The sequence below is a fragment of the bacterium genome, from assembly GCA_024224155.1.
GTDB lineage: Bacteria > Acidobacteriota > Thermoanaerobaculia > Multivoradales > JAHEKO01 > CALZIK01.
Map to the genome: position 1 here is coordinate 23366 of JAAENP010000015.1, position 22374 is coordinate 45739.

Sequence of the window (22374 nt, forward strand, 5' to 3'; positions counted from 1 at the left end):
CCGTGGTCTTCAGCTCGCACCTCTTCGTCTACGGCTTCCTGCCGCTGGCCCTGCTCGCCTACTACCTGCTACCGCGAGTCCTGCGCCACCTGGGCCTGACGGTCCTGAGTTACGCCTTCTACGGTTGGGCCAACCCGGCGTTCATGATCTTGATGGCCACTTCGACGGCAATCGACTACGTTTGCGGTCTGACCATCGCCGGCCGGCTCGGGAACTGGACGAAGTCAGCCGGACCGATAGCACCGCTCGCGCCCGGCGGAGCCCGCAGCCGCCGCCAGCGCCTTGCGGTGACGGTCTCGGTGATCTCGAACCTCACCCTGCTCGGAGTCTTCAAGTACTTCAATTTCGCGGTCGACAACTACAACGCCCTGGTCGGCTGGATCGGCCTTCCCGAGGCCTCGCTCGAGTCGGTACTCCGGGTGGTGTTGCCCCTGGGAATCAGCTTCTACACCTTCCAGTCGATGAGCTACTCGATCGACGTCTACCGCGGCCATGCGTCCGCCTTGCGCAACCCGATCGACTTCGCCTGCTACGTCTCGATGTTTCCCCAGCTGGTCGCCGGGCCGATCATCCGGTTCTCGGAGATTCAGGACCAGCTCTTGAAACGCACACACACGCTCGAGAAGTTCGCGCGCGGTGTCGCCTTTCTATCTCTCGGCATGGCGAAGAAGATCCTGCTCGCCAATCCCTGCGGCAAGATTGCCGACACGGCATTCGACGCCGCCGCGGTGCTCCCGCTCGACGCCTGGTACGGGGTCACAGCGTACTCGTTCCAGATCTACTTCGACTTCAGCGCCTACTCGGACCTGGCGATCGGCCTGGGACTGATGCTCGGCTTCGTGTTTCCGAAGAACTTCGACTCGCCGTACAAGTCCGCCTCGATCACCGAGTTCTGGCGCCGCTGGCACATCTCGCTGTCGACATGGCTCCGGGACTACCTCTACAAGCCTTTGGGCGGGAATCGGCGCGGCCGGCGGCGCACCTACGTGAACCTGGCTCTCGTCATGTTGCTGGGCGGACTCTGGCACGGAGCCGCCTGGAACTTCGTGATCTGGGGCGCCTTTCATGGCGCGCTGCTCGCCGCCGAACGAGCGCGCGGCAAGAGAGCGCTGTTCGAGCGCCTGCCCCGCGCCGGGCGGATCGCAGCGACATTTCTTCTGGTTCTTCTATCCTGGGTCTTCTTCCGCGCCGAGGATCTTTCGCGCTCGCTCGCCTATCTGGGCACGATGTTCGGTGTCGGCGCCGCCTCCATTGCCGAGGGCGCCACGCTTCTCGGGGCGGTCTTCTACCGTCCCTACTATCTGCTGAGTTTCGGCTGTGCCGCCGTCGTCGCGTTCGCCGGCCCCCAAACCTGGGACTGGACCCGGCGGCTGCCGTTGTGGAAGGCCCTCTTCTGTCTCGGCCTGCTCTGGCTCTCGCTGGTCCTGCTGACCACTCAGGAATACAACCCCTTCATCTATTTCATCTTCTGATGCCGATGATCGAAATCCCCGAACGCGAGCAGCAAGCCCTGAGAGAGGCTGGACACACGGAGGTCTCCCGAGCCGTGGCCGCACTGCTGGTGGTGCTCCTGCTTGTGACTATCTCGGGTGTTCCACTGCTCCAGGCGGTCCTGGCAGACGGCGCCGGCGCCATGGAGGTGGCCATGGGCGCTTTGCCCGAAGTCGCCCGAACCGCTCGACAAGAAGGTCTCGTGGCAGCCAACCGTCGGCTTCTGGCGGAAATCGATCAGTTCGAAGAGACCCTCGAAGAGGAGTCGTTTCTCCGACGCTGGGTCCTGCCCCCCGCTCAGCGTCTGCTCACCGAGTCTCTGGGAGTCGGTAACGAGCAGGCATATCTGGGTCGCGACGGCTGGCTTTTCTTTCGCGACGACTTCGATCACGTCACCGGCCGCGGATTCCTCGAGCCCCGGGTGTTGAAGAGCGAGCATGTCGAGGGCTCTCGGACAGCCAACCCGCTGCCGGCGATCGTCGGCCTTCACAGCGACCTCGCGGCCCGGGGAATCGAGCTGGTGGTCATGCCGACACCGGTCAAGCCGACCCTTTATCCCGAGTTGCTGACCAGCGGAGCGAGCGGCGAGGCCTTGATCCACAACCCGTCCTTCGACGATCTGCTTGACCGTCTCGAAGCGGAGGGCGTGACCGTATTCGATCCGGCGACCGTTCTCGCCGATGCCAAAGCGCGTGGCGAAGGACCTCTCTATCTGCGTACGGATACCCACTGGGCTCCTCACGCGGTGGAGCTTTCGGCCCGAGCGCTCGCCTCTTTGCTGGAGGATCTGGTTGAGTTGAGCCGTCCGTCGAGCAAACCGTTCGTCCGACGCGGAGCCTCGGTCTCTGGCCCCGGCGATATCGCTCGCATGCTCGAGCATCCCCGAACGGGTGAGTCCTCGACCTCGGAGCGAACCGAAGTTTCGAGAGTCCTGACTCACCAAGGCCGGCCCTGGAAACCGGATCGCGAATCGGAGGTTCTCCTACTGGGCGACAGCTTCACCAACATCTACTCGGACACGGCGCTGGGCTGGGGTACCGGCGCGGGCCTGGCCGAGCAGCTGAGCTTCGAGCTCGGCCGGAGCGTCGATCGCATTGCCTTGAACGCGGGCGGCGCCTGGTCCTCGCGGCAGGCTCTGGCACGCGGCGTCTCCACCAGCGCCGGCAGCACCGGCAGCACCGGCGTCGATCGCCTGGCCGGTAAGCGCGTCGTCGTCTACCAGTTCGCCACCCGGGAGCTCTCCAAGGGTGATTGGAAGGTGATCGAGCTAGCCGACCAGGGTGTAGAGCCTGAGATCCATCGGCCCTTGCAGTAGCTCGCCCATGCGCGAACGACCGCTGCGAATGTGGTCGGTATCGCGGTCAGCCTGCGCTATTATTTCCAGGCTGACAATTAGGGAGTGAGCGTGATCACAGCTGTTACCTCCAGAAAGGGCGGCGTCTCGAAGACGACGACGGCCGTGAACCTGGCGGCGGCTCTCGCCGGCATCGGTAAGCGTGTGTTGCTCGTGGATCTCGACAGCCAGGCCTCCGCCTCGCTTTCGTTAGGCGTGCCACGCTCCGCCTTGTTCCCCTGCCTCGCCGACGTCCTGCTCGGCTCCCGTCCGGCCGCCGACACGATTCGCTCCACCGCCACCCTCGGGCTCGACCTGATCACGGCTTCGACGGATCTGCAGAGCTTCGATCGCGAGATCGGCAACCGGCCGGGCCGCGAAGCCTGCCTCAAGAACGCCCTGGAGCCCATCGTTTCTCGCTACGACTTCGTCATGCTCGACTGTCCACCTCATCACTCGCTGCTGTCTCTCAACGGGTTGGTGGCGGCGGACAACTTCATGGTGCCGATCGTGCCCCATTACCTAGCAGTCACGAGCCTGGAACCGCTTCTCTGGGCGGCCGAGCGACTCCCGGCCGCCTACGGCGTCCGACCGCGACTGCTCGGGATTGTCATGACCCAGGTCGACTACCGGACCAAAGCCGCTCGCACCAACGCCACGAGAATCCGCGAGCGATTCGGCGATGCCGTGTTCGCCGTCGAGATCCGAGTCAACGTGCGCCTGGCGGAAGCGCCCGAGGCCGGCAAAACGATTTTCGAGTTCGACCCCACATCCACGGGCGCCAGATCGTACCGGCTCCTGGCCGCCGAGATGCTGATGCGGGCTCGTGGGGCCGGAGCCGCAAGGACGGGCGCTCACGACTCTCGACCCACCACCGCCTCGGCTCGGGCGAGCTTCAACGCCTACCGGCCTGCGGACGGCGTCCACTAAGACCTTGGGCACCGCGCCCCGAAAACCCGAACTCCTCCTGATCTCTCGCGTAAGTCAAAGCGTGAGGGGAACGTCGCTTGGGCACGGCCTGGGCCACGATCGGCCTTGCCCGGTCCACGAACCGAAAAAACAGCCCTCGGCCGGCGCCGCAGGTTGCTCTGTGGGCTTATAGTAAGCCGTGCCCGCGGCTCGCTCGCGCCTCATCCGAACAAGAAATGGGAGATTGTCGATGAAACTGTCCGTCCGTATTCTGATTCTTGCCCTCACGCTCGGCGGACTCGCTCCGGTTTCAGTCGATGCAACCGTAGAACCGCACGCGGGAATGCTCCTCTATCCCGACGTCTCGGCCACCCACGTGGCGTTTCTCTACGCTAACGACCTCTGGCTGGTAGCCCGCGAGGGAGGCGTCGCAACCCCGTTGGCCAGCCCGCCCGGGCGGGAGGCCTACCCCAAGTTCAGCCCGGCCGGCGACACCCTGGCCTTCATGGGCAACTACGACGGCAACACCGATCTCTACACGGTGCCCGTGGATGGCGGCCTTCCGACGCGCCTGACCTACCACCCGGGAACCGAGATTCTGACGGGCTGGACACCGGAAGGCGCGCTGATCTTCTACGCCGGCGGCCGGGGCGTTTATCCGCGCGTGCAGGAACTCTATACCGTTTCGGTGGAGGGCGGACTGCCCACCAAAGTGCCTGTGCCCTACGGCGCGGTGGGCGCGATCAGTGCCGACGGCAAGTGGCTCGCCTATACCCCGCACACCCGCGACTTCCGCACTTGGAAGCGATACCGCGGCGGCACCGCTACCGACATCTGGCTTTTCAACCTCGAGGACTTCAGCTCGAAGAAGATCACCGACTGGGAAGGCACCGACACGCTGCCCATGTGGCAAGGAGACAAGGTCTACTACCTCTCGGACGCCGGCCCAAATCACCGGCTCAACATCTGGGTCTACGACAGCGAAAGCGAACAACATCGCCAGGTGACCTCTTACTCCGACTACGACGTCAAGTGGCCCTCGATCGGTCCCGGCCCCTCGGGCCAGGGTGAGATCGTCTTCCAGCATGGTGCCGAGTTGAAGCTCCTAGATCTGGCGACCGAGGAGAGCCGCGCGATCGAGGTCGTCATCCCCGGTGACCGGCCCCGACTCCGGGAGCGGGCCGAGGACGTGGCCGAGCTGATTCGCGGGCAGAACATCTCCTCGACGGGCAAGAGAGCCGTGGCCGATGCTCGCGGTGACATCTGGACGATACCGGCCGAGAACGGCTCCCCGATCAACCTGACCCGCACCAGCGGCGCCGCCGAGCACTCGCCGGCATGGAGTCCCGACGGACGATGGATCGCCTATATCTCGGACGAAACCGGCGAATACGAGCTCTACGTCACTCAATCGGACGGCCTCGGTGAGAGCCGCAAGCTGACCGACGACAAGCTGCGCTATCTCTACCGTCTGGTCTGGTCCCCCGACTCGAAGAAGATCGCCTTCTGGGACCAGTCTTCGACCCTCTGGATCTCGGATCTGAACGGCGCCCTGACCCGGGTCTTCGAGGACCCCGGCTTGAACACACCCAGCGTGAGCTGGTCGTCCGACTCCGTCTGGTTGGCCTTCTCGGCGCCCGATTCCCGGCGGCAACCCAACCGCACGAGGCTCTACAACGTGAGCAAAGGCGAGCTACACGCGGTGACCGGCGGCATGTTCAACGACAGCTGGCCGACCTTCGACCGCGAGGGCAAGTATCTCTACCTCGCCTCTCAAAGAGAGTTCTCCCAGCCGATCTACGAAGACCTGGGAACCACCTGGGTCTACTCCCATCTCGATCGTCTCTACGCCGTGCCTCTCCAGGCCGACGGGAAGTCGCCGCTGGCACCCGAGAGCGACGGGGAAGAGTGGGACGACGGTGAGGCTGAAGACGAGGACAAGGACGACGACAAGAACAAAGGCAAGAAAAGAAAGAGGGACGACGGCGAGGCCAACGAAGAGGAGGACGAGGAACCCGAGCCGGTGAATGTCGATCTCGACGGCTTCGAGCGTCGGGCAGTGCAGCTTCCCGTCGATCAGGGCAACTTCGCCTTCCTGGCGGTGAACGACGAGGGACAACTGCTGTACTCCCGGCTCCCGGCGGCCGATCTGCTCGGCAAACCGGCGATCCAGCTCCTCGATCTCGAGGACGACGACGAGCCCGAGAAGACGGTCCTCGAAGGTCCGCAGAGATTCGCGATGTCGGCCGACGGCAAGAAGATCCTGGCGCTCGAGGACTCGAAGATGGCGATCGTGGAAGCCAAGGTCGACCAGAAGATGAAGCCCCTGTCCACCGCCGGGATGAGAACGGCCATCGACCCGCGCCAGGAGTGGCGCCAGATTTTCACCGAGGCCTGGCGCCATGAGCGCGACTTCTTCTACGACCCCAACATGCACGGTGTCGACTGGGAGGCCGTGCGTCGGCAGTACGAGCCGATGCTCGAAGATTGCGCTTCTCGGGACGACGTCACCTACGTCATCCGGGAGATGATCTCCGAGCTCAACGTCGGCCATGCCTACTACCGGCCGAGCCATGACGACGAAGCTCCCGATGTGTCGGTGGGCCTTCTGGGCGCCGACTTCGCGCTCGAGAACGGCGCCTACCGCATTGCAAGAATCGTGGAAGGCGGACCCTGGGACGTCGACGCGCGCGGGCCGCTGAGCCAGCCGGGCTTGGACGTCGCTGTCGGCGATTACGTTCTCGCGGTCAACGGCTCTCCCCTCGACGCCACCAAGGATCCCTGGGCTTCCTTTCAGGGAATGGGTGACCGCACCGTGACCCTCACCGTGAGCGCCAAGCCGACCGTCGACGACTCGGCCAGGCAGGTCGTCGTCGAGCTGCTCGGCAGCGAGAGCGACTTGAGGTATCGCAGCTGGGTCGAAGCCAACCGCGCCTACGTCGAAGAGCACACAGAGGGGCGGGTCGGCTACATCTACGTTCCCAACACCGGACGCAACGGTCAAAACGAGCTAGTGCGCCAGTTCTTCGGACAGCTCCACAAGGATGCCCTGATCATCGACGAGCGCTGGAACGGCGGCGGGCAGGTGCCGACGCGATTCATCGAGCTCCTGAACCGGCCGGTCGCGAACTACTGGTCGCAGCGCGAGGGCGAAGACATCGTCTGGCCCCCGGACGCCCACCACGGACCCAAGTGCATGCTGATCAACAGCCTCGCGGGCTCGGGCGGTGACTACTTTCCGTTCTGGTTTCGCGAAACCGGACTGGGCAAGCTCATCGGCACCCGCACCTGGGGCGGTCTGGTGGGCTACAGCGGCACACCGCCTTTGATCGACGGCACCAGAATCACCGCACCCGACTTCGGGTTCTACGAGAAGGACGGAACCTGGGGTATCGAGGGGCACGGCGTCGAGCCCGACATCGAGGTCATCGACGACCCGGCCGACATGGTCGGCGGCAAGGATCCTCAGCTCGAAGCGGCCGTCGCACACATGCTCGAAGAGCTCGAGACCAACGCCTATCAACCGCCCACGCCGCCGGCCTTCCCGGATCGCTCCGGCATGGGCCTGGCACCCGAGGACTATTGATCCCGAATCGCTTGACAGACTCGGCGCCGTGAATCGTCGCGAGCCAGATCGAGCCGCCGTTCGGTTCCCGCCGGTCTTCGTGTTCCTACTGGCCGTAGGCGCCGGCGTGCTTCTCGACAGGCTGCTATTGCCCCTACCGCTCGGGCTGCCGGAGCTCGTCCGGGTCTCTGCGGCCTGGGGAGCGGCGCTCTTCGGCACCGGTTTCATCGTCACTGCGCTGGCTCTCTTTCACCGCACCCGCCAAGATCCGGAACCCTGGAAGAGCACTCCCGAGATGATCTTCAAGGGCCCGTATCGTATGACTCGCAATCCGATGTATCTGGGCATGGCCCTCCTGCAAGGGGCCGCCGGTCTCTGGAAATCGAATGGCTGGATCATCGGCCTGTTGCCTCTCGCCCTGCTCGGCGTCTACCTGATCGCCATCCGGCCCGAAGAAGTCTATTTGGAGCGCAAGTTCGGCGATGCCTACCGCGACTACAGGGCTAGGGTCCGACGGTGGCTCTAAGGCGCTCAGGCCGAGCGCGGCGGCCACGGTCTGGTCTTATTCTCGGATTTTCTTGGCCAGGACTAGAACCGTAAGCCCGAAAGCGGCTACGAATGGTCCCTCCCAGGCGGTCCATAGCCTGGGGAGTCCCTCGGCCCAGTCAACGATCAGGAGCACCACGCCGAGCAGCATGACGCTCCCTCCCAGGTAGGTCACGATCGGGCGGTACCGGCGAAGGTCGAAGGAGACGACCCAAAACAGGCCTCCCAAGAGCGCATAGAAGGCCGAAGTGGATCGCGCCAGATACCAGACAACGGGCGCCTCGGGAAGTGCCCCCATTCCCAGACTCGAGTGAATGGAGATCATCCACGAGTGCGGCGCCGCGACGAAAACCAGAGCCGTCAAGGACGAGGTGCCCAGGAGCCGCAGCAGAAGCGCGAGCGCCTGCTTCGGCAGCTCGGAGTCCTCGCGGCCGGGTTGGCGGGTCCAACCTGGTTCATGAACCGACACGTCTCGGAATCACCCGAGGGCGGCCGCCAGGCTCGCCCGCGCCTGGTCGAGCAGACCCTCGAAGGCTCGGTTGAAGTGGCCGATCGCCTCGCCGCCGCCCGAGTTGCCGCTGCCGGTCAGGGTCTCCTGCCAGAGGGTCTCCCCTTCCGTATCGACCAGCTCGACTTCGATCACGATCCGGGCCTCGCGAGTCGAAGTCGAATCGACTTCTTCGAATTGCTTCACTCGCCCCCGGAGCCACGCGGTATAGCTGCCGATGGAGCTCGTCGGCTCGATGCTCGCGACACCGGGCGTTCGCCGCAGGCCTTCTCCGAGCGCCACCGCAACCAAGCGACCCAACGGCGAGGCCCAACGATGGTAGGTGTAGAAGCCCACCTCGGTGGAGCTTGGATCGGGCCGGTATACCAATCGGTCCTGGTCATAGGGCGGATCGACCGCAAAGGACTCGACTCCGATCGCCAGTCCCTCACTGTCGGAAGCCGCGACACCCGCGACACCCGCGACACCCGCGGCGCTCGCGTGCGGAGCGAGAAGCACGTAGTAGTGGGTCTCGGGCAAGCCGCCGGCACAGCCCGATACGGCCGCTGCGAGAAACCAGGCCGGGAGCCTGGGCCACAGCTTCGCCGGGAATCCGGAACGTGGGCTCCGAGGGCGCCTTCGACGGATCATTCCGGTTTCTCCTCCGGCATGCGCTCGGGTGCGCGCGGATACCGCAACAGCAAGCTCGGCCGTTCCTTGAGGGTTTGAGACAGCGACTTCAAGTTCGCCGCAGCTTCGCGCAGATCCCGCACCATCGCCTCCATCTCGACACGGTTCCCTTCCACCGCGGAGAGTGCACCTCGCGCCGATCCCATCGTCTGGTTGACCGAGTCGAGCAAACCCGACAGCCGCTCTCCGTCCGTGCCGACGGCGCGGCGCAGATCGCCCGCGAGGGACCCGATCTCCGCGGTCACCTCCGGCACTCCGCCGATGCCCTCCTCGATCTCCCCGGCCAGCAGGTCGAGATGAGCGACCAGTTCCGCCAAACCCGGCCCCACCTCTTCGAGGGTCGGGCGGAGCACCTTCAGCGTTTCGGCCACGGCCTCCAGGTTCTCCGCCGAGAGCAGCTCTTGCAGGCCGCCCATGACCGGGTCGATGGTTCCGTTGAGCCGCTCCACGAGCACGGTCGTCTGGTCGAGCAGCTCGGGCAGCCGGTCCGTCGCCTGCCCCAAACCCTCGAGGGTGTGGGTAAGCGTCCCACCTTCGACACCCATGATCAGGCTGCCTTCCGGCAGCGGCGGTGCGTCCGCCGGCCCCGCCACGATCTCCAGGTACGGCGCGCCCAAAAGACCATCGGTCGTGATTCGGGCTGCACTACCGGTGGTGATCGTCAATGCTCGGTCCAGTGCCACTCGAAATACCACCGGCCACTCCTGCCCGGGGCGAAGCTCGATCTTCTTGACCCGTCCAGCCTCGATGCCCGATACCCTGACTCGATCGCCCCGGCGGACTCCGCTCGACCCCTTCATCAACACCTCGTAGCTCACTTGCCGGCCCGCGAGCGGCTTGAACCCGACGATCCAGAGAATGCCGGCCCCGAGAATCACGAGCGCAACGAACACGAACACCCCCGCCCGGACCTCGCTCCGCTCGCTGGACTCTCTAGTCAACGGCCTCCTCCGCTTCTGTCATCCATTCTCTGAATCGCTCGCCGTGTTCCGGTTGCTCTTCGGGCTCGCGCCGTAGGAATCCCTGCACGATCGGGTGTGGACATTCTCGCACTTGTTGCGGTGTACCGGAGATCAGCACACGGCCTTGATGAAGCAAAGCCAGCCGGTCGGCAACGGCAAAGGCGCTGTCGAGCTCGTGAGTGACGACAACGATCGTAACCCCGAAGACCTCCTTGAGCTGATTGAGCAGTCGGTCCAGCCCCGCGGCCGTTACCGGATCCAACCCGGCGGAGGGCTCGTCGCAGAAGAGCACCTCCGGATCGAGCGCCATGGCCCGCGCGAACGCCGCGCGTTTCTTCATCCCGCCGCTCAGCTCCGAAGGATGGAGATCAACGGCGTCGTCCAGCCCGACCAGCGCGAGCTTGATCCGAATGATGATGTCGCGCGTCGAATCGGGCAGATCGGTGAATTCCGCCAGCGGCAGATCGACGTTCTCACCCACGGTCATCGAACCGAAGAGAGCGCCGCTTTGAAACGCCATCCCAATCCGCTGGCGTAGCTCTGCCACCTCCTCCGGCGCGGCCGAGCAAAGGTCCCTACCCAGAATCGAGACCGAGCCCTCGTCCGGGCGCTCCAGCCCCACCATGCAGCGCAGCAGCGTGCTCTTGCCGCTGCCGCTACCGCCGAGAATCACCAGGGTCTTGCCCACTTCGACGGTCAGGTCGACGCCGTTCAGGATCACGCGATCGCCGTACGAGTGCCGGAGACCACGGACTTCGATTGCTGATTCGGCTGCCAAGATCAGTGCCTCAAATAGAGCAATGCGGTTACGAAGAGATCGGCCGCGATGATCAGCACGATCGATCGGACGACAGCAGTCGTCGTCGAACGGCCCACCTCGTCGGCTCCTCCAACGGTGCCCAACCCCTGCTCGCAACCCACGAGGCCGATGATGCCCCCGAAGGCGAAGGCCTTGAGCACACCACCCCAGAGGTCCTCGGCTACTAGCGCCTGAATGCTGTCGTTGAGAAAACCGGCCGCGCCGAAGCCGAGTCCGACAACGCCGACACCGCACCCGGCAAGTATCCCTACCAGGTCTGCGAAGAGGGTCAAGCATGGCACCGCGATCAGCAATCCGGCGAGCCGCGGCACGACCAGAAAGCTCAAGGGGTCGACTCCTATCACGGTCAGCGCATCGATCTCCTCGGACACCTTCATCGTCCCCAGTTCGGCCGCGACTGCCGAACCGACCCGCCCCGCCACCAGAATGGCGGTCATCAGTGGACCGAGCTCCCGAGTGATGGACACCGCCACCAGGTCGGCCACCAGATGCGTGGCACCGAGCTGTCGGAGCTGATAGGCACTTTGAAGCGCGAGAATCGTACCCATCAGAGCGGCGATCAACGCCACCAGCGGTAACGTGTCGTTGCCGGCGCGGAGAAGTTGACGAACGGATTCGCGGAAGCGGAATCGCTTGCCGTGAAACGGTCCAACGAAAGCCTCGATCGTGGCGGCCGCGGCCAATCGCCAGAGCCGCCCCGCGTTCACCAGCTCGTTCAGGAAAACCGCACCGGAGCGCCGCAGCAGGCCGACTCGCATTTCGCGTCGCTCTCGGCTAGGCCACCGCCGCGGTCGCGATGTCCTCCCAGGAGGTGTAGCAGCGCGTCAGCGCCTCCTCCAGCCCGGCCAGCTCGAAGACCTTGCGTACCGACGAGCTCGGACACATCAGAAAGATCGGCGTCTCACCGCCCCGGGTCGCGATACAGCCTTCCACCAGCACCGCCATGGCCGCGGTGTCCATCTTCTCGACCAAGGCCAGCTCGACCACGAGGTTCCTGCCGGCGCTGGCGGCGATCGCGTCGAACAGGGCCCTGCGAAGCTGCGGGGCCTCCCGGTAGCCGGCCCGACCACCCAACTTGAGCGTCGCCGTCGCCTCCCTGGCGTCCGGATCAAACTCGATCTCGAGGGTCGACATTCGACGCGAGTCTATCCTGCTAGTCGGGCTGGGGCACGACCCGGATATAGGGGAGTGGCTGCTGCCAACCGTCGGGGTACTTCGCCCTGGCCTCTTCGTCTGAGACCGCGGGGAGAATGATGACGTCATCGCCCTGCTCCCAGTTCGCGGGAGTGGCCACCTGCTCGGTCGCCGTCAGCTGACAGGAATCGAGCAGGCGCAGAATCTCGGAGAAATTGCGGCCCGTACTCATCGGATAGGTGAGTGTGGCCTTGATCTTCTTGTCGGGTCCGATGACGAAGACCGATCGGGCGGTGGCGTTGTCCATCGGCGTTCGGCCTTCGCAGGTCTCACCGGCATCGGCGGGCAACATGTCGTAGAGCCTGACCACCTTGAGCTCGGGATCGCCGATCAAGGGGTAGTTGAGGGCATGGCCCTGCGACGTTTCGATGTCCTTGGACCACTCCATATGATCGCTGACGCCGTCGACGCTGATGCCCAGGACCTTGCAGTTGCGTCTTTCAAACTCGGGCTTCAGGCTGGCCACAGAACCCAGCTCGGTAGTACACACCGGCGTGAAGTCCTTCGGGTGTGAAAACAGAATCGCCCAGCCATCTCCGATCCAGGAGTGGAACTCGATCGTCCCTTCCGTGGTCTCCGCCGTGAAATCCGGTGCGATGTCGTTGATCCTGAGTGTCATGTTGGCCTCCTTTCAATTTGCCTTACGGCGCGCATTGTACTTCAAGCGTTCCGCCTCTTGCTCCACTCCCGCTCGAGGAGACCATAGAACAGCGAATCCGCGACCTCGGAGCCGACCAGCCAGCGTTCCCGCAAGTAGCCTTCGCGCACGAAGCCGAGACGCTCGAGGAGTGCAATCGACGCCTCGTTGGCCGGATCGACGTCGGCTTCCAGGCGCCGGAGCCGCAGATCCCCGAAGGAGAAGTCGATGAGCGCGGCCAGCCCCTCGGTCATGAATCCCTGTCCCCAGTGCTCGCGAGCGAGCACAAAGCCGACTTCGGCGCGGCGGTTCGACGCATCCAGCTGCCACAGGGTACAAGTACCGATGACCGAGCGGTCGCCGCGCCGGCACAGGCCCCACTGAAACAGGGTCTTGCTCTCGAATCCCTGCCGCACGTCCCCGAGATACGCCAACGCTTCTGACTCGCTGGTGAAGGGCGGATGGCTCCAGTACCTCATGACCTCGGGATCCGAGAAGATCCGGAACAAGAGCGGCACGTCCCGCTCGGTCAATGGGCGCAGCACCACTCGCGATCCGAGAACCATGGGAAGCGTTTTGTCGTTGATCATGGCAAGCACCAGCCAGAATACACCGCGACCGAGGCTTCGCGGCCGCAAGCGGGGCAGGCGCGAAAGCGTTACGCTCCGGGCGTGAAATCATCGCCCGAGGTGACTTTCGGCAAGGCGATCCGACACCAGTGGCCGCTGGATCCCGAGATCGTCTACCTGAACCACGGCACAGTCGGCGTGACCCCGACGGTCGTCCTCGACACCCAGGATGCTATTCGGCGCGAGATCGAGGCCAACCCTTCGGCGCAGCTGCTCCGCGAGATCTCGGGCATGATCGGTGGTGGCGGTAGTGGCGGCGGTGGCGGCAGATTGCGCCGGGCCGCGGATCGCGTCGCCAGATTCGTCGGCGCCCGGGACGACGCTCTGGCCTTCGTCGGCAACGCGACCGAGGGAGTCAATGCGGTCCTTTGGTCTCTCGATCTGGGACCGGGCGACGCGATCCTGACCACCGAAAAGACCTATGGCGGTGTGCGCCAGGCGGTCCGCTACGCCTGCCGGCAGACCGGCGCCGACATGGTTGCGGCTAGCCTTCCCTGCCCGCTGAGCCGCGAGTCCGCCGTGCGCGCGATCGACGAAGCCATCACCGAGACCACACGGCTGGCCGTTCTCGATCACATCATCTCCGAAACCGGAGCTCTGCTCCCGATCGCCGAGCTCATCGAGCTCTGCCATGCTCGTGGCGTCCTGGTTCTCGTCGACGGCGCACACGCGCCGGCACAGGTGCCGCTGAATATCCCTTTGCTAGGAGCGGACTACTACGCCGCCAACCTCCACAAGTGGGCTTTCGCTCCACGGAGCTGCGGAATTCTCTGGGCCTCTGAAACGACTCGGCCCAGCCTGCACCCACCTGTCATCTCCTGGAATCTCGACCAGGGCTTGCCGCCGAGTTCGATTGGACAGGCACCCGCGATCCTTCTCCCTGGCTGGCCGCACCCGCCGGGATCGACTTTCTCGAGCGGCTCGGCGCCGACGCCATGCGGGCCCACAACCACGAGCTGGTCTGGTCGGCGGCCGAGCTCCTGATGGAGCGCTGGGGCGGGGCCACCGCAGCCGGTGAGGAGATGACCGCTTTCATGACCTCGGTTCAGCTTCCGGCCTCCCTCGAGGCCAGCGAGGGCGCCGCAGACCGGCTCCGCGACACGCTCTTGTTCGACTACCGGATCGAAGTCCCGATCTTCACCTGGCACGACCGGCTCTGGGCGCGACTCAGCGCTCAGGTCTATAACGAGCTCGAAGACTTCGAGCGCCTCGCGGAGGCCGTCGAGATCGAGGCGGCAACCGGCTAGTGTTCCGCACGGAGTACTAGTCCGGCGGGTTCTCCTCCCAGGATCCATAGAGCGGATTGGGAAGAACGAAATAGACATCGCCGAAACCCGAGAAATCCTCGGGCGAGGCGAATCGAAGCTCCTGATCGAGACCCGGGAAATCGTGGATGTTGTCGCCCACCCACATCAGAATCTCCAACGGCGGCAGATCCGCGTCGGTGGTTCCCTGCTGCACGCTGCGCCAGCGGGGCCGTTTGTCGCCGACATCGGCCCGACAGAGGATCACGTCGTAGGCCATTTCGAGGTCTCGCAAATTGTCAGCCGTTGCTTCGCAGTGATGCTGTCTCCGATTGGTCACGACTGCTACCCGGCCGCCAAGACTGTGGACACGCTCCAGGAAACGCTTCGCGCCGGGAAGCGCTGGCGCTTCCCGGCGCTTGACCCACTCGTCCCACACCTCCTCGAAGGACTCTTGCGAGCCAAGAGCCCGCTCCTTGCTCTGCAGTGAATTGCTGATCAGCGTCTCGTCGGCATCCACGGCCACCGCCCAGGTTCCTCGCTCCCTGCCCGTGGCTCGGGCTTCGATGACCTCACCGGCCAACCGAAACGTCTGCTCATAGACCGCTCGGTACTCCGCCGAATTTCGCACCCAGTGAATCTCGAGCGGCAGCTTCGGCGCTTCGGGTGCCGGGCTAGGGACACGAGCCGTCGATGCGCACCCGGCCGTCAAACTTGCGCACAGTAGAACCCATCCATGCCGTTTATACATATCGACCTCCAGGCAAACCGTCATTCTAGGCGCAGGGGCCATGGTCTGTCGCCAACTCTGGCCGGGGACGCGGTCCTTCAGGTCTTGGTGAAGTAAGCATCCAGCAGCTGCGCCAGCTCCTCAGTCAGTTGCTCATCGGTGAGCGGATACGCCTCGGCGGGCAGCATTCTCTGCTCGACCACCATCTCCATGACGGTAGCCAGGGCGGTAAGAACTCCCAAGCGCGCCGTGGCGTGGGGCTGCGGAGTGGAAAAGTCCCTTTCTCGAATAAGCAGCAGCTCGCAAAGATAATCGACCGTGGCGCCATGAAGCTCGCGCATCGAAGCCCGGCCGACCTCATCCACATGAGCACACGCCGCCAGTGCGCGAACCAGAGGCCGGCGGCGGCGGTAAAAAGAGACGAGCCCGGCCACGAATTGCCGGATGGTCATCTGCAGAGACGCCGGGGGGACGTCCAGCTCATCGATCACCACCCGTGCCTCCGCGGCGAACCTCTCGACCAGCGCTCCCACCAGCTCCTTCTTGCCCGCAAACCGGCTGTAGAACGCCCCGCTCGTAAGCCCGGCTCTCCGGCAGATCGAGGCAACGGACGCCTTCTCGAATCCCACCTCCGAGATCACCTCTTCAGAGGCTGCCAGAAGACGATCGAGCGACCTGCGGCTTCTCAACTGGCGGGGCTTCAACGAGGTCGGGTCCGCAACGGTCATTCATGAATAATAGTGCCCACTATCATTCAGATCAAGGCCAAGGCTACCCCACTCCGGCCAGCCAAGCCAGCACGAGCGCAGCTCAACCGGGGCCTGGTGCCCGCTCGGCCTGACCCGCATCCACTCCCACCGCTCCCACCCACTCATCGACGACCTGCCTGACCAATTCGCGATCCACCCCTGTTGAAAGCGCTTGGTCCGAGAAATCACTAATCTCGTCCGGCTGGGCTCCCGCCAGCCGCAGCTCATGGCGCACGGCGGCCACCATGACCCACGGATTGTCGCTGTGAAGAGAGATCCGCACGCCGGGGTAACGAGGCCGGCGCGGGTCGCTCCGCTCAGCTCTTCGCTTCTTCTCCGCCATCTTCCCCGAACACCTCACGAGCCTGCTGGCGCAAGCGCTCGCGGGCCGCCTCCACTTCGGTCAGTGCGTCCTTTAATCTACCGAGCTCGTCGGCGCGCAGGTTCAGACCCTCTCGGATGAACAGCGCCGCCGCCTCGGATCGGCTCTTTACGGCGCCGGTCTGGACCCAGGCATCGAGAGCTGCGGAAGTCTCCGAGTCCACCCGCACCATCACGACCTGGTCCCGGGGCGCTTTGCCCATTTCCTCCACCGAGTCCCGGAGACCCGGCGTTACGCAAACGACCTTGAACTTGCTGTCCCCTTTGGGCCAGCTTTGCACTGAGGCGTCGCTCCCGAGATCGACCTCGATACCGACTTTCTCGAGCTCGTCTTCGACCATTCCGAGAATGCCGCCGAAGTCGAATCCGGATTTTTCCTTCTTTTGCTTCTTCGAGGGCATCACAATTACCTCCGTCTACATTACGTATTACATGATACGGAGTTTCACCCGCCCTGTCAACCGCCAAGCCCCCCGGCCGAGCTTCCAGTCCGCGCGCCCTACCTAACTACGCGCCGGGCAGCCTCGCTATTCGATTCGAGATCCGGAGTCAGGCCAAAGCGGATTCCTGGCGGGCCTCAGTCGAGAAACTCAGAGGGCGCGTTTCGACCAAGAGACCGGGGTGCACCAAGAGGATCTGGCCATTTTCGACCGCGCTCCAACCGTCCAGGTCGGACAGCGGCTCCGAGGCGACCACGACCGAATCTCCAGCCGACTCCTCGGTTAGCGATCTCCAGTACAGGGTCGGACAGGAGTCTGCGGCGAGAGCAAAGCGACTGGCCACCAGTGCCTTACCCGTCGTGACGCAGAAATTGAGCTCCAGTGGACGAGAGTCCTTCGCCTCGAGATGCCAGGCGACGATCTGGCTCAAGGTTTCCTCCAGGGCCCGGGCGAGTTGATCCGTCGTCGGATCGCAATCCTGCGCCCACTCGAGATGGGTCAGGAACAAGGTAAAAGCCTGCTCGGTGTCGGTGTTGCCACGCACTTGCGCCAGGAGGGCGTCATCGGCGAGAAGGCTGACCTGGCGCGTGAGCCGGGCTCGGCCCGGAATGTCGCCGTTGTGCATCCACAGCAGCCGCCCGCGCCGGAACGGATGACAATTCTCCCGATTGACCGGATCGTAGGACTTGGCCGATCGGACGTGAGCCACAATACAAGGCGAACGGACCTTGCCGGCGATCTCTCCAAGATTGTAGTTGTTCCACACCGGGCTCGTGTCCTTGAACACCGCGGGCTCGGAGCTGATCTCCGGCGAGTACCAGCCGACACCGAACCCGTCGGCGTTGATTCGTGTCCGGCTCAGCGACGCGTCGGTCGCCTGATGCACCAAGCTGTTGGCCGGCTTGTAGATCAGCTCGCTCAGCGGAAGCGGTGGCCCCAGGTAGGCGGCGTAGCGACACATGACGACCTCCTTGCAACGAAGTCTAGCTTCTTGTGCGCCTTGACGACCCGCCTCTTTGGGCGGTGCTGTGGCCAAGAGTTGCCGCTAGACTGACCGAGGGTCGAGGAGGAACTCCACGAGCGCAGAGCATGCCTTGGAAGCTCAGCAGCGATAGCCGAATCTCGGCGCAAGCTCTCGAGCGTCAGATGAAGAACTGGGAGCTCTCGAGACTCCAGCGGCTCGGGAACGCGGCGACCGTTCAGCAGGAAGTCGAGGACTTCATTACCATTTCCAGGCAGGTCGGAATCGCTTCCGAGGATCTCGCTCAGTCCCTCGGAAGCCAACTCGGCTGGCCGGTTTTCGGGCGCGGCCTGCTCGAGGCGATGGCCGGAGACGACGACGTCCGACGACGCATCTATCACTCGATGGACGAGCGCGACCTACGCTGGTGGGAAGAGGCGCTGAGATCGCTCGTCGAACGCGATTTCGACGTCAACGACTACTTTCACCGGCTCAGCCACACGGTGCTTTCCCTCGCCCGCCAGAGCTCGTGCATCTTCGTGGGCCGGGGCTGCGACCTCATGCTGCCACGCACTCTCGGCCTGAGAGTTCGCTTGGTGGCCCCACTCCAGCAGCGGATCGAGTCCCTGGCCGAGAACCTCGGCCTGGGCGCCGCTGCGGCTAGACGAGAGTTGAACCGTATCGAGAGCGACCGCGCCGAGTTCCTGAATCATCATTTTCGCGCCCAGGCCGAAGACCCGACGCGGGCGGACTTGACCGTCAACCTGGACCGCTGGGAACCGCAGGCGGCGATCGAGTTGATCCTCGCCGCTCGAGCCATGAGATCCGAAGCCCGGGCTCTTCAGCCGTGAAGAAGCTCGAGCACGCGCGGGCGCGTGTGCTCGAGCGCGCCAGCCGCTTCAGAAGAGTCAAGAGCGAACCAACGTCCGGCCAGCTGAGCCGGCGAGGCAGCTCCACGGCCGTCGGTTCGGAAAAGGTACTGAAGATCGAGGTGCAAATGCGACGGCTCGTCGCCCCATGCGGGGATGCGATGAATGCTGAGAGCCACCGGAATCGCGCTCACCTCCTCTAGGCGGAAACCGGTCTCTTCTTCGGCCTCTCGAACCGCCGCCGCCGCTATTGAAGTGTCCGTGGCCTCGATGTGACCGCCGGGCTGGAGCCATCGCTCGAGCTTGGCGTGATAGATCAGGTAGACCTGCCGCGCCTCCGCGTCGGCGAGCACGGCACTGACCGTAAAGTGACCCGGCTCGAAATCGTTTCGGTCGAACTTTGACGGCCGACTCGCGAACTCGAGAAGCCGGTCCGAATCGATCGGCAACCCGAGCACGAGCCCGGCCGAAACAAAACTCTCGACAACTGTCGAACCGTCCATCCGTCGAAGCTTACCGCGCGCTCATCACCCAAGCCGGTCCGCTCCTTATGACTCGGGGGATTGGCACGCGCCCCGCGATCGGGCATAGTGCGCGCGATGGCTACCTTCGCCATAGGGGACGTGCATGGCTGCTATCGGGAGCTGACTCGGCTGCTCGCCGTCATGCCGATCGATTGGGATCGCGATCGCCTCTGGATGGTCGGCGACCTCGTCAATCGCGGACCGGACTCGCTTCGAGTTCTGCGTTGGGCGAGACGTACATCCAAGGAAATGGGCAAGCGGTTTCAAGTCGTTCTCGGCAATCACGATCTGCGACTGTTGGCGATGGCAAAGGGCTTGGTTCGTCCGAGATCCTGGGATACCTCGAATGAGGTTCTGAAGTCCCGACATCGAGACAAGCTCTTGAGCTGGCTGGTCGAAAGGCCCCTGGTCTACCGCCGCAACGACTACCTTCTCGTGCACGGCGGTCTGTGGCCCCACTGGACGGCACGCGCGGCCGAAAAACAGGCACGCCAGGTCGAAGTTGCCCTCCGCCAGGGCAAGCGCAAGGCGCGCCAACTACTCGATCCAACCGTGCACCCCAGCGAGATGAGCGAAGCGACCGCCGAGCTCTACCGCTCACTGGAGGCCTTCACCCGGCTGCGCTCTTGCACCCACAAGGGGAAATCCTGCAGCCACGACGGACCGGCCATTGCGACACCCAAGGGGTGTATGCCCTGGTTCGAGGTCCCCGGCCGGCGAAGCGCCGATGTCACCGTCGTCTGTGGCCACTGGGCCGCTCTCGGTCTTCGGGTGCAGCCGGGGCTCTTCGCCCTCGACACCGGCTGCGTGTGGGGAGGGGCGCTGACCGCGGTCCGTCTCGAAGAACCCGCGGTCTACTCCCAGCGTGCGCTCTAGCTTCGGCTCCAGCTAGGCGAAGCTCATGGTCGTGAGCACGTCGTCGACCGCCCGGACGAACAGGTCGGCGTCGTCGTGGTCGATCACCATCGGCCCCTTGATCTTGACGACGTTGTGAAACGGGCCGTCGACGCCGGTCAGGATGCCCCGCTGCCGCAATTGGTTGACCAGAACGGAGGTTTCCTCAGGAGCCGGCTCGAGAGTCTCGTGGTCTAGAACCAGCTCAATCCCTATGAAGAGACCGACTCCTCGAACGTCTCCGACAAGGCGGTGACGACCCAGCAGCTCGCGCAGGGAATCTCGGAGATGCGTCCCGACCTCGAGCGCGTTCTGCTGGAGCCTTTCGTCCTCGATAACGTCCAAGACCGCGGTTCCGATGGCACAGGAGACCGGATTGCCACCGCAGGTGGTGAAGAACTCCATGCCGGCCGCGGCAAACGAATCGGCGATCTCCCGGGTGGTGATCACCGCCGCCATAGGGTGACCGTTACCTATCGGCTTCCCCATGACGACGACGTCCGGAACGACGTTCGACAGCTCGAAGCCCCAGAAGTGAGCACCGACGCGCCCGAAGCCGACCTGCACCTCGTCGGCGATACAAACGCCTCCGGCGTTGCGTACATGAGCGAACGCGGCCTCCAGGTAACCTTCCGGGGGAACGACTTGACCGCCGCAGGACAGCAACGACTCGGTGATGAAGCCGGCAAGGAGTCGTTCGAGAGAGAGAATCGTCTCTTCGATCTGGCGGGCGTAGGCCAATCCGGTTTCGCGTCCGAGTCCCTTGAACTCGCCACGATAGCCATCGGCGATCGGCACCACGTGGACCCACTCTTCAGGTCGCCCGCAGCCACCGTCTCCCAGAAACTTGTACGGGCTGATCTCGACCATCGTGTTGGTATGGCCGTGATAAGCGCCGTCCACCACCAGCATGTCTCGCCTGCCGGTATGGGTTCGGGCGAGACGCAGCGCGAGCTCGTTGGCCTCGGAGCCCGAGTTGACGAAGAAGCAGCGCTCGAGCGGCGCCGGCAGCAGCGAGCACAGACGATCCGCGTACTCGACCATCTGGTCGTACAAGTAGCGGGAATTCGTGTTGAGCTTCCGCATCTGCCGGTAACCGGCCTCGACCACCCGCGGGTCGCAGTGCCCGACATGGCAGACGTTGTTGTACATATCGAGGTAGGGTCGCTCGCGTTCGTCAAAGAGAAACTGTCGGCGACCGCGCGAGAAGGCGATCGGCTCGGCATAGGTAAGCGAAAGGGCAGTGGAAAAGCGGCGGCGACGGCCCCGGAGGATCTCGTCTCGCGGCAGAGACCGATCGGCGAAGACCTCGACGCCGGTGCCGGCGGAGAGCGCGTCGGCGGCCGTTAGTGGGTCGATCTCGGCATAGCGCTCGAGCGCGCGCCATGCTCTTTCCTCGGTCGCGAACCAGCTAGCGCGCTCCGGGTCGATTCGCCGTCGCTCGGCGGCGATCGACAGGGACGCCGCCAGCCGGCCGCAGATCAAGGGAAACAGAACCTCGAGCTCACGGGACGTCAAGGGACGCTCTCGGTGATAGCTCGCCACGATCTCGGCTCCGGCCTCGAGCGGATGCGGCTCATCGAGCAGTGCGTAGGCCAGGGCGATCGCGAGCTCGCAGACCGCCGGGTTCACCAGGCAATCCCCGAAATCGAGTAGACCCACCACCCGGCCCGCGGCGACCAGGAGATTCTCGTCGTTGAGGTCACCGTGAATCAGCGAATGTCGCATCTCGTCCAGAAAGGGCTTGGCCGAAGCACTGAAGAGGACGAACGCGCGATCCAACAGGGCGCGGCGGGCCGCGTCGTCGACTCGAGCGACCGCCCGGCGGTGCCCGGCGGCCGCGGTCAGGTCCCAGCGATGCGTGCGCCGCGGGCCGCTCGGGTGAGCCTGCTCCAGCGCTGAGGTGACCCGGGCCAGGCAGCGTCCGAGGTCCCGGCGCAGCGCGCTCGACGCCGGGCCCGCGTCGCCCCACGCCGTGCCCGCGACGAAACGCAGCAGCCGGCCACGGATCTCATGCTCGCCGGCCTCGTGAGCCGACTCGATCGTGCCCCGGCGCGTGGGGACGATCCGCGGCAGCTCGAGATCCAGATCGGACGCCGCCAGGGTCTCCACGGCCAGATGCTCGAGCTCCAGGGTGGCGGTGGACTGCTGGTCGCCATTGAGCTTGAGCACGAAGCGCTCACCGCTCGGGTCGACCACCAGGAAGTTGTCGTTTTCTCCCGCCAGCGCGGTGATCGAGCCGGAGATCCCGTATTCGCTCGAGAGCAGATTCGCGAGAATTGGATCGTCAGGGCTGATCTCTGCCATCGTTCTCACCGG

The 22374-nt window shown here is 64.5% G+C and carries 22 protein-coding genes and 1 pseudogene; 8 read left to right on the forward strand and 15 right to left on the reverse strand.

The features are described 5' to 3' along the window. Window positions 1-2: 2 nt before the first annotated feature. The 5 genes from GY769_01470 to GY769_01490 all read left to right on the forward strand — a co-directional run bounded on the left by GY769_01470 (window position 3) and on the right by GY769_01490 (window position 7824). The gene (locus GY769_01470; protein MCP4200587.1) at window positions 3-1472 is read left to right on the forward strand and encodes an MBOAT family protein; all 1470 of its coding nucleotides are present in this window, start codon (window positions 3-5) and stop codon (window positions 1470-1472) included. A 5-nt stretch (window positions 1473-1477) separates the two neighbouring features. After that, the gene (locus tag GY769_01475) at window positions 1478-2806 is read left to right on the forward strand and encodes a hypothetical protein (GenBank protein MCP4200588.1); all 1329 of its coding nucleotides are present in this window, start codon (window positions 1478-1480) and stop codon (window positions 2804-2806) included. Window positions 2807-2896: 90 nt separating this feature from the next. Continuing rightward, window positions 2897-3754 carry a ParA family protein gene (locus tag GY769_01480; protein ID MCP4200589.1) on the forward strand — a complete coding sequence of 286 codons (858 nt, stop codon included), beginning with the start codon at window positions 2897-2899 and terminating at the stop codon, window positions 3752-3754. Between the two features lie 229 nt (window positions 3755-3983). Beyond that, window positions 3984-7319 (forward strand): peptidase S41, encoded by a 3336-nt coding sequence (locus GY769_01485; GenBank protein MCP4200590.1) that lies wholly within the window; start codon window positions 3984-3986, stop codon window positions 7317-7319. A 28-nt stretch (window positions 7320-7347) separates the two neighbouring features. Next, on the forward strand, window positions 7348-7824 hold the full coding sequence (locus tag GY769_01490) for an isoprenylcysteine carboxylmethyltransferase family protein (GenBank protein ID MCP4200591.1): 477 nt from the start codon (window positions 7348-7350) through the stop codon (window positions 7822-7824). 36 nt (window positions 7825-7860) lie between these two features. Here GY769_01490 and GY769_01495 read toward each other — a convergent pair whose 3' ends face one another. Genes GY769_01495 through GY769_01530 form a run of 8 tightly spaced genes read right to left on the reverse strand, consistent with a single transcriptional unit; the run spans window position 7861 to window position 13200 of the window. Next, window positions 7861-8313: a hypothetical protein gene (locus GY769_01495; protein MCP4200592.1), complete on the reverse strand. Its 453-nt coding sequence runs from the start codon at window positions 8311-8313 to the stop codon at window positions 7861-7863. Window positions 8314-8322: 9 nt separating this feature from the next. Further along, a complete protein-coding gene (locus GY769_01500; GenBank protein ID MCP4200593.1) occupies window positions 8323-8982 on the reverse strand; it encodes a hypothetical protein in 660 nt (219 codons plus the stop codon). Continuing rightward, window positions 8979-9962, reverse strand: coding sequence for an MCE family protein (locus GY769_01505; GenBank protein ID MCP4200594.1), 984 nt, complete (start codon window positions 9960-9962; stop codon window positions 8979-8981). The genes GY769_01500 and GY769_01505 overlap by 4 nt, the downstream gene beginning before the upstream one ends. Further along, the gene (locus GY769_01510; GenBank protein ID MCP4200595.1) at window positions 9955-10761 is read right to left on the reverse strand and encodes an ABC transporter ATP-binding protein; all 807 of its coding nucleotides are present in this window, start codon (window positions 10759-10761) and stop codon (window positions 9955-9957) included. The genes GY769_01505 and GY769_01510 overlap by 8 nt, the downstream gene beginning before the upstream one ends. 2 nt (window positions 10762-10763) lie before the next feature. Further along, window positions 10764-11561, reverse strand: coding sequence for an ABC transporter permease (locus GY769_01515; protein ID MCP4200596.1), 798 nt, complete (start codon window positions 11559-11561; stop codon window positions 10764-10766). A gap of 16 nt (window positions 11562-11577) precedes the next feature. Next, window positions 11578-11937, reverse strand: a complete 360-nt coding sequence (locus GY769_01520; GenBank protein ID MCP4200597.1) for an STAS domain-containing protein — start codon at window positions 11935-11937, stop codon at window positions 11578-11580. Between the two features lie 19 nt (window positions 11938-11956). Beyond that, complete coding sequence (locus GY769_01525) at window positions 11957-12616, reverse strand: peroxiredoxin (protein ID MCP4200598.1); 660 nt, start codon at window positions 12614-12616, stop codon at window positions 11957-11959. Window positions 12617-12657: 41 nt separating this feature from the next. After that, a complete protein-coding gene (locus GY769_01530) occupies window positions 12658-13200 on the reverse strand; it encodes a GNAT family N-acetyltransferase (GenBank protein ID MCP4200599.1) in 543 nt (180 codons plus the stop codon). Between GY769_01530 and GY769_01535 the strand changes: the two are divergent. Next, window positions 13096-14510, forward strand: a pseudogene (locus GY769_01535) (aminotransferase class V-fold PLP-dependent enzyme). The gene GY769_01530 and the pseudogene GY769_01535 sit on opposite strands and share 105 nt — an antisense overlap. Before the next feature lie 16 nt (window positions 14511-14526). Here GY769_01535 and GY769_01540 read toward each other — a convergent pair. The 5 genes from GY769_01540 to GY769_01560 all read right to left on the reverse strand — a co-directional run bounded on the left by GY769_01540 (window position 14527) and on the right by GY769_01560 (window position 17768). After that, complete coding sequence (locus GY769_01540; GenBank protein MCP4200600.1) at window positions 14527-15138, reverse strand: HAD hydrolase-like protein; 612 nt, start codon at window positions 15136-15138, stop codon at window positions 14527-14529. Between the two features lie 197 nt (window positions 15139-15335). Continuing rightward, window positions 15336-15965, reverse strand: a complete 630-nt coding sequence (locus tag GY769_01545) for a TetR/AcrR family transcriptional regulator (GenBank protein ID MCP4200601.1) — start codon at window positions 15963-15965, stop codon at window positions 15336-15338. Between the two features lie 82 nt (window positions 15966-16047). Continuing rightward, entirely contained in the window at window positions 16048-16329 is a 282-nt protein-coding gene (locus tag GY769_01550) for a hypothetical protein (GenBank protein MCP4200602.1), read from the reverse strand. Next, window positions 16304-16768, reverse strand: coding sequence for a hypothetical protein (locus tag GY769_01555; GenBank protein ID MCP4200603.1), 465 nt, complete (start codon window positions 16766-16768; stop codon window positions 16304-16306). The genes GY769_01550 and GY769_01555 overlap by 26 nt, the downstream gene beginning before the upstream one ends. A gap of 148 nt (window positions 16769-16916) precedes the next feature. Further along, a complete protein-coding gene (locus GY769_01560; GenBank protein ID MCP4200604.1) occupies window positions 16917-17768 on the reverse strand; it encodes a class II glutamine amidotransferase in 852 nt (283 codons plus the stop codon). Window positions 17769-17896: 128 nt separating this feature from the next. Between GY769_01560 and GY769_01565 the strand changes: the two genes are divergently transcribed. Then, complete coding sequence (locus GY769_01565; GenBank protein MCP4200605.1) at window positions 17897-18619, forward strand: cytidylate kinase-like family protein; 723 nt, start codon at window positions 17897-17899, stop codon at window positions 18617-18619. On the opposite strand, the gene GY769_01570 is transcribed toward GY769_01565, so the two are convergent. Then, window positions 18610-19140 (reverse strand): NUDIX domain-containing protein, encoded by a 531-nt coding sequence (locus GY769_01570; protein ID MCP4200606.1) that lies wholly within the window; start codon window positions 19138-19140, stop codon window positions 18610-18612. The genes GY769_01565 and GY769_01570 overlap by 10 nt on opposite strands. 96 nt (window positions 19141-19236) lie before the next feature. Between GY769_01570 and GY769_01575 the strand changes: the two genes are divergently transcribed. Beyond that, window positions 19237-20037 (forward strand): symmetrical bis(5'-nucleosyl)-tetraphosphatase, encoded by an 801-nt coding sequence (locus GY769_01575; protein MCP4200607.1) that lies wholly within the window; start codon window positions 19237-19239, stop codon window positions 20035-20037. A gap of 12 nt (window positions 20038-20049) precedes the next feature. On the opposite strand, the gene GY769_01580 is transcribed toward GY769_01575, so the two are convergent. Next, the gene (locus GY769_01580) at window positions 20050-22362 is read right to left on the reverse strand and encodes an aminotransferase class III-fold pyridoxal phosphate-dependent enzyme (protein MCP4200608.1); all 2313 of its coding nucleotides are present in this window, start codon (window positions 22360-22362) and stop codon (window positions 20050-20052) included. Between the last annotated feature and the right edge of the window lie 12 nt (window positions 22363-22374).

Excerpts from the sequence above, each read along its gene's own strand:
- GY769_01555 (MCP4200603.1), bottom strand. The coding sequence starts at position 16,768 with ATGCCCTCGAAGAAGCAAAAGAAGGAAAAATCCGGATTCGACTTCGGC.
- GY769_01575 (MCP4200607.1), top strand. The coding sequence starts at position 19,237 with ATGGCTACCTTCGCCATAGGGGACGTGCATGGCTGCTATCGGGAGCTG.
- GY769_01550 (MCP4200602.1), bottom strand. The coding sequence starts at position 16,329 with ATGGCGGAGAAGAAGCGAAGAGCTGAGCGGAGCGACCCGCGCCGGCCT.
- GY769_01580 (MCP4200608.1), bottom strand. The coding sequence starts at position 22,362 with ATGGCAGAGATCAGCCCTGACGATCCAATTCTCGCGAATCTGCTCTCG.
- GY769_01570 (MCP4200606.1), bottom strand. The coding sequence starts at position 19,140 with ATGGACGGTTCGACAGTTGTCGAGAGTTTTGTTTCGGCCGGGCTCGTG.
- GY769_01530 (MCP4200599.1), bottom strand. The coding sequence starts at position 13,200 with ATGGTTCTCGGATCGCGAGTGGTGCTGCGCCCATTGACCGAGCGGGAC.
- GY769_01475 (MCP4200588.1), top strand. The coding sequence starts at position 1,478 with ATGATCGAAATCCCCGAACGCGAGCAGCAAGCCCTGAGAGAGGCTGGA.
- GY769_01545 (MCP4200601.1), bottom strand. The coding sequence starts at position 15,965 with ATGACCGTTGCGGACCCGACCTCGTTGAAGCCCCGCCAGTTGAGAAGC.
- GY769_01500 (MCP4200593.1), bottom strand. The coding sequence starts at position 8,982 with ATGATCCGTCGAAGGCGCCCTCGGAGCCCACGTTCCGGATTCCCGGCG.
- GY769_01485 (MCP4200590.1), top strand. The coding sequence starts at position 3,984 with ATGAAACTGTCCGTCCGTATTCTGATTCTTGCCCTCACGCTCGGCGGA.
- GY769_01565 (MCP4200605.1), top strand. The coding sequence starts at position 17,897 with ATGCCTTGGAAGCTCAGCAGCGATAGCCGAATCTCGGCGCAAGCTCTC.
- GY769_01515 (MCP4200596.1), bottom strand. The coding sequence starts at position 11,561 with ATGCGAGTCGGCCTGCTGCGGCGCTCCGGTGCGGTTTTCCTGAACGAG.
- GY769_01525 (MCP4200598.1), bottom strand. The coding sequence starts at position 12,616 with ATGACACTCAGGATCAACGACATCGCACCGGATTTCACGGCGGAGACC.
- GY769_01520 (MCP4200597.1), bottom strand. The coding sequence starts at position 11,937 with ATGTCGACCCTCGAGATCGAGTTTGATCCGGACGCCAGGGAGGCGACG.
- GY769_01560 (MCP4200604.1), bottom strand. The coding sequence starts at position 17,768 with ATGTGTCGCTACGCCGCCTACCTGGGGCCACCGCTTCCGCTGAGCGAG.